Annotated in this window: 5 protein-coding genes and 1 pseudogene; 3 read left to right on the forward strand and 3 right to left on the reverse strand. The window is 62.4% G+C overall.

What is annotated here, in order from left to right:
- The 3 genes from WA702_RS15865 to WA702_RS15875 all read right to left on the reverse strand — a co-directional run.
- Positions 1-431, reverse strand: a 431-nt coding sequence (locus WA702_RS15865) for a sigma-70 family RNA polymerase sigma factor (protein ID WP_425111484.1), incomplete at its 3' end; no start/stop codon positions are given.
- Complete coding sequence (locus WA702_RS15870) at positions 409-954, reverse strand: hypothetical protein (protein WP_425111485.1); 546 nt, start codon at positions 952-954, stop codon at positions 409-411. The genes WA702_RS15870 and WA702_RS15865, both read right to left, overlap by 23 nt.
- Complete coding sequence (locus WA702_RS15875) at positions 947-1,330, reverse strand: hypothetical protein (RefSeq protein ID WP_425111486.1); 384 nt, start codon at positions 1,328-1,330, stop codon at positions 947-949. The genes WA702_RS15870 and WA702_RS15875 overlap by 8 nt, the downstream gene beginning before the upstream one ends.
- 630 nt (positions 1,331-1,960) lie before the next feature.
- Here WA702_RS15875 and rplJ point away from each other — a divergent pair.
- From rplJ to WA702_RS15890, 3 genes and pseudogenes are all read left to right on the forward strand, one after another.
- Positions 1,961-2,479: a 50S ribosomal protein L10 gene (rplJ, locus tag WA702_RS15880; protein WP_425111487.1), complete on the forward strand. Its 519-nt coding sequence runs from the start codon at positions 1,961-1,963 to the stop codon at positions 2,477-2,479.
- 60 nt (positions 2,480-2,539) lie between these two features.
- Entirely contained in the window at positions 2,540-2,911 is a 372-nt protein-coding gene (gene rplL / locus WA702_RS15885) for a 50S ribosomal protein L7/L12 (RefSeq protein WP_138829503.1), read from the forward strand.
- 541 nt (positions 2,912-3,452) lie between these two features.
- Positions 3,453-3,930: pseudogene (locus tag WA702_RS15890) on the forward strand (DNA-directed RNA polymerase subunit beta); the annotation flags it as partial.

Below are 3,930 nucleotides of genomic sequence, written 5' to 3' on the forward strand. Positions count from 1 at the left end.
CGGTAAAGCATGGTGGCAATCTCGGAGAACGGCCGGTCGAACACGTCGTGCAGAAGAAAGGCCGCGCGCTCGAGCGGGGAGAGGCGGTCGAGCGCGAGCATCAGCGCGAACGACAGATCATCCGCCAGTTCGGTCGCCGCATCGGCCGACAGGCCCTCGGCATCGAACACCGGCTCCGGCAACCAGGGTCCGACATAGATCTCTCGCTGCGCCCGGGCGCTTTTGAGCCGGTCGAGGCAAAGCCGGGTCGCGACGGTGACCAGGAAGGCCTCGGTATTCCGGACATCGTGCGCGTCGACGTAGCGCAGGTAAGCGTCCTGCACCACGTCCTCCGCATCGCTGCGGCTGCCCAGCATGCGATAGGCAAGGCCGAGCAGCCGCCGGCGGTACGGCGCAAGCGGGTCTCTGTCATGCGGCTTGCTTGACGACATCGATCTCGTGTCCATCCACGCTGACGCGCCGGCACTCTTTGGCATAGCCGAGCGCTAGCTTCATCATCGGAAACAGGCGGCCGGTCTGCAGCGCCATCGCCAGGTCGATCACGCCTTTGTCGCCCCAGCGCGCGCGAACCGCCTCGCGCCTGAAATCCTGATCGTCCGAACGATGCACAATCGCGTCGGCGAAGCCAAATCCGAGCGCCGTCTCCGGGGACATCGCCGGGACGTCATGGCGGACGACAGCCTCGACCTGGCTCTTAGGCATGCCGGCTTCCAGGGCCATGTTGACGGTGAGCTGGGCGCAGGGGCCACAATCCTCGGCCATGGCGCCGGTGATCTTGGCGGCGAAGCTCGCCTCGATCGGAACGACCTCGCGATGCGATGAAGCGGCCGCTAGCGGGGCGAACTTGAAGAAGGCGCGGGGCGCTTCCGTCAGCATGTAGTCCAGATAGCTGACGTCGTATCCGTAGCGTTTGGCTGTGGCGCGAAGCTTGCGGCGGATGAAGAAGCTAAGCATGGCGTGGGTCTCCTCGGCTGGGCAGGGCGGCATAGACGGCGAGCGCCGCCGGCACGATGACGGCGAAAACATCCTCCATGGCGTGGCCATGGTGCCCGCTTGCCATCATCGCGAGGTGAAGCAGGGCGTGCGCCGCCAGGAAGCCGACGCCGGCGAGGGCGGCGAGCCAATAGTCCTCGCGCCAGGCGCGCGCGGCGAGTGCAAGGCCCGAGACCAGGAATGCCGCGCCGACGTCCTGGACGAAGTGCGGGTTGAAGGGGCCGGTATCCCGGGCGCCGGCTACATGCGCCCACCACAGCGAGCTGGCGAACAGCATCGCGAGCCCGTTGACGATATTGCCTATCGCCAGAAGTCCTGCGAACCATCGTTGCATCATGCGCACCTCCTTCTGGACCAGACGAGCCGGGAGCGGCGTACGTGACATCGACCGGTCAGATTTTTCAGCGAGTTCCTTGGAACTTTTCGCTATCTCCCAGGAACCGGCCCGAAATTTGCTCTTGGCAAGCGGTCACCGACCCGTTAAAGAACCGCCTTCCGGGCGTACCAGCTTGCTGGCGCGCCTGTGCGTGCATTCCCAAAGCTTGGAGGAGAAATCGTTCCTTTTGAGATGTCCATCTGGATAGCTCGAAAGGAAGGAGGATCCTTCTGCTCCCAAGAATGCCGCAGGGGAGGTCGGTTCGCCGATCGCCTCGATCCTGTCCAAGACTGCAGGCGCCCGCGGAAATCTCGAATTTCCTCTACGGCTTAATCGTATGGCCTGCATAGACGGGTGAAGACCGGATTTTTGGCATCCGCACGCGTCTCGTCTGCGGATGCTGGTTTGGTTCGAACCTCGACACTCCGTGGGCCGGCAGGCGCGCGGAAGGGCAGGCAATTCAAGTCGTCGTCCTGCTCATGTGTTCGAAGGGCCTTTGGGTCCGGACGTCATCTTGGCAGGACGGTGGGTGCAACCCGGCGGTCCCGTCTGTCCTTCAAGGCGAAGGCCGCTAACCGGAAAGAGCTTGCTGTGGAACGAGCGGCAAAAAAAGAGGCGGTCGAACAATTGCACGGGGTCTTCGAGACCACGGGCGTTGCGGTCGTCGCTCACTATTCCGGCCTCACCGTGGCCCAGATGCAGAAGCTGCGCATGCAGATGAAGCAGGCGGGTGCGTCGGTGAAGGTCTCGAAGAACCGTCTCGCCAAAATTGCTCTTGAAGGCACGGACGTCGTCGGCATCGGTTCCCTGTTGAGGGGGCCGACTGTGATCGCAACTTCAAACGATCCTGTCGCGGCGCCCAAGGTTGCCGTCGAATTCGCCAAGGCGAACGAAAAGTTCGTCATTCTTGGCGGCTCGATGGGTAAAACCGTCCTGAATGTCGACAGCGTCAAGGCTCTCGCCTCGCTGCCGTCGTTGGACGAACTGCGCGGCAAGCTCGTCGGCCTGATCCAGGCCCCGGCGACCAAGCTCGCCCAGCTCTCCACTGCGCCCGCGAGCAAGCTCGCTCGGGTCATTCAGGCTTATGCCTCAAAGGGCGAAGCGGCCTGACGCCCTTCGCAATCCCTCGACAATCTGGTTTCGAACCAACCATCTTAAGGAAATAGATCAATGGCTGACCTGCAGAAAATCGTCGACGACCTTTCCAGCCTCACCGTTCTCGAGGCCGCCGAGCTCGCCAAGCTCCTGGAAGAGAAGTGGGGCGTCTCCGCCGCTGCTGCCGTCGCAGTGGCCGGCCCGGCTGCTGCTGCCGCTGCCCCGGCTGAAGAGAAGACCGAGTTCACTGTCATGCTGGCCGCTGCCGGCGACAAGAAGATCGAGGTCATCAAGGAAGTCCGCGCCATCACCGGCCTGGGCCTGAAGGAAGCCAAGGACCTGGTCGAAGGCGCTCCGAAGGCCGTTAAGGAAGGCGTCAACAAGGACGAAGCCGAGAAGCTCAAGGCTCAGCTCGAGAAGGCTGGCGCCAAGGTCGAGCTCAAGTAATCGCAGATTACGCGCAGATCCCGGCGAGCGCGAGCGAGACCCGGGATCTCGTGCCGGCGATTCGATGGTCGGGCGGCCAAATTGCCCGACCATCGTCCGGATTAATTGCGGCAGTTCGGGCGCCGGAGCCCGTCACCACTGCAAAAGACGTGCAAAGGGAGGGCCCGTTGCGCGTAAAACACGAAAAGTTGTGGAGAGGGAGGGGCTTCCCTCTCGAATCTCGATTATTGTCAACCCATATTGGGTCGGCAGCACGAAAAGCCGGTGAGCGGGGGGAATGGCGTTTCCCGTCGCGGACCGTTGGGAGATTGGCAATTTCGGGCTTTTGCAGTCCGTAGCGAGATGGTTGTGACGAGCGGGTGCGCCCTTGCGCTCCGCGCGTCGTTTTGCGTTTTGGAGGTCTGAAGAACGGATTTGGGACGGTTTCGTTCCCGAAACGGCCTTCTGGCCCTCGAAATGGATGGAAATTCAACCCGAAGGGCGAGCGCAAGCGCTCTTCGGAAGGTCCGCCCCCTTCCGGGCGGCGAAATGAGAGGCCACGATGGCGCAGCAGACATTCACCGGTCGCAAACGCGTTCGCAAGTTCTTCGGACACATCAAGGAAGTCGCAGAGATGCCGAACCTCATCGAGGTTCAGAAGGCGTCCTATGATCAGTTCCTGATGGTTGACGAGCCCACGGGCGGTCGGCCGGACGAGGGCTTGCAGGCGGTGTTCCGCTCGGTGTTCCCGATCTCCGACTTTTCGGGAACCTCGATGCTGGAATTCGTCCGCTATGAATTCGAGCCGCCGAAATATGACGTGGACGAGTGCCGCCAGCGCGGCATGACCTTTGCCGCGCCGCTGAAGGTGACGCTGCGCCTCATCGTGTTCGATATCGACGAGGAAACCGGTGCGAAGTCGGTCAAGGACATCAAGGAGCAGGACGTGTACATGGGCGACATTCCGCTCATGACCATGAACGGCACCTTCATCGTCAACGGCACCGAGCGCGTCATCGTCTCGCAGATGCACCGTTCGC

Origin of the sequence: Bradyrhizobium sp. (assembly GCF_049798375.1) — a bacterium.
Classification (GTDB): domain Bacteria; phylum Pseudomonadota; class Alphaproteobacteria; order Rhizobiales; family Xanthobacteraceae; genus Bradyrhizobium.

What these genes read in the sequence shown, in the direction of transcription:
- WA702_RS15870 (WP_425111485.1), bottom strand. Translation starts at nt 954, where the DNA reads ATGCTTAGCTTCTTCATCCGCCGCAAGCTTCGCGCCACAGCCAAACGC.
- WA702_RS15875 (WP_425111486.1), bottom strand. Translation starts at nt 1,330, where the DNA reads ATGATGCAACGATGGTTCGCAGGACTTCTGGCGATAGGCAATATCGTC.
- rplL (WP_138829503.1), top strand. Translation starts at nt 2,540, where the DNA reads ATGGCTGACCTGCAGAAAATCGTCGACGACCTTTCCAGCCTCACCGTT.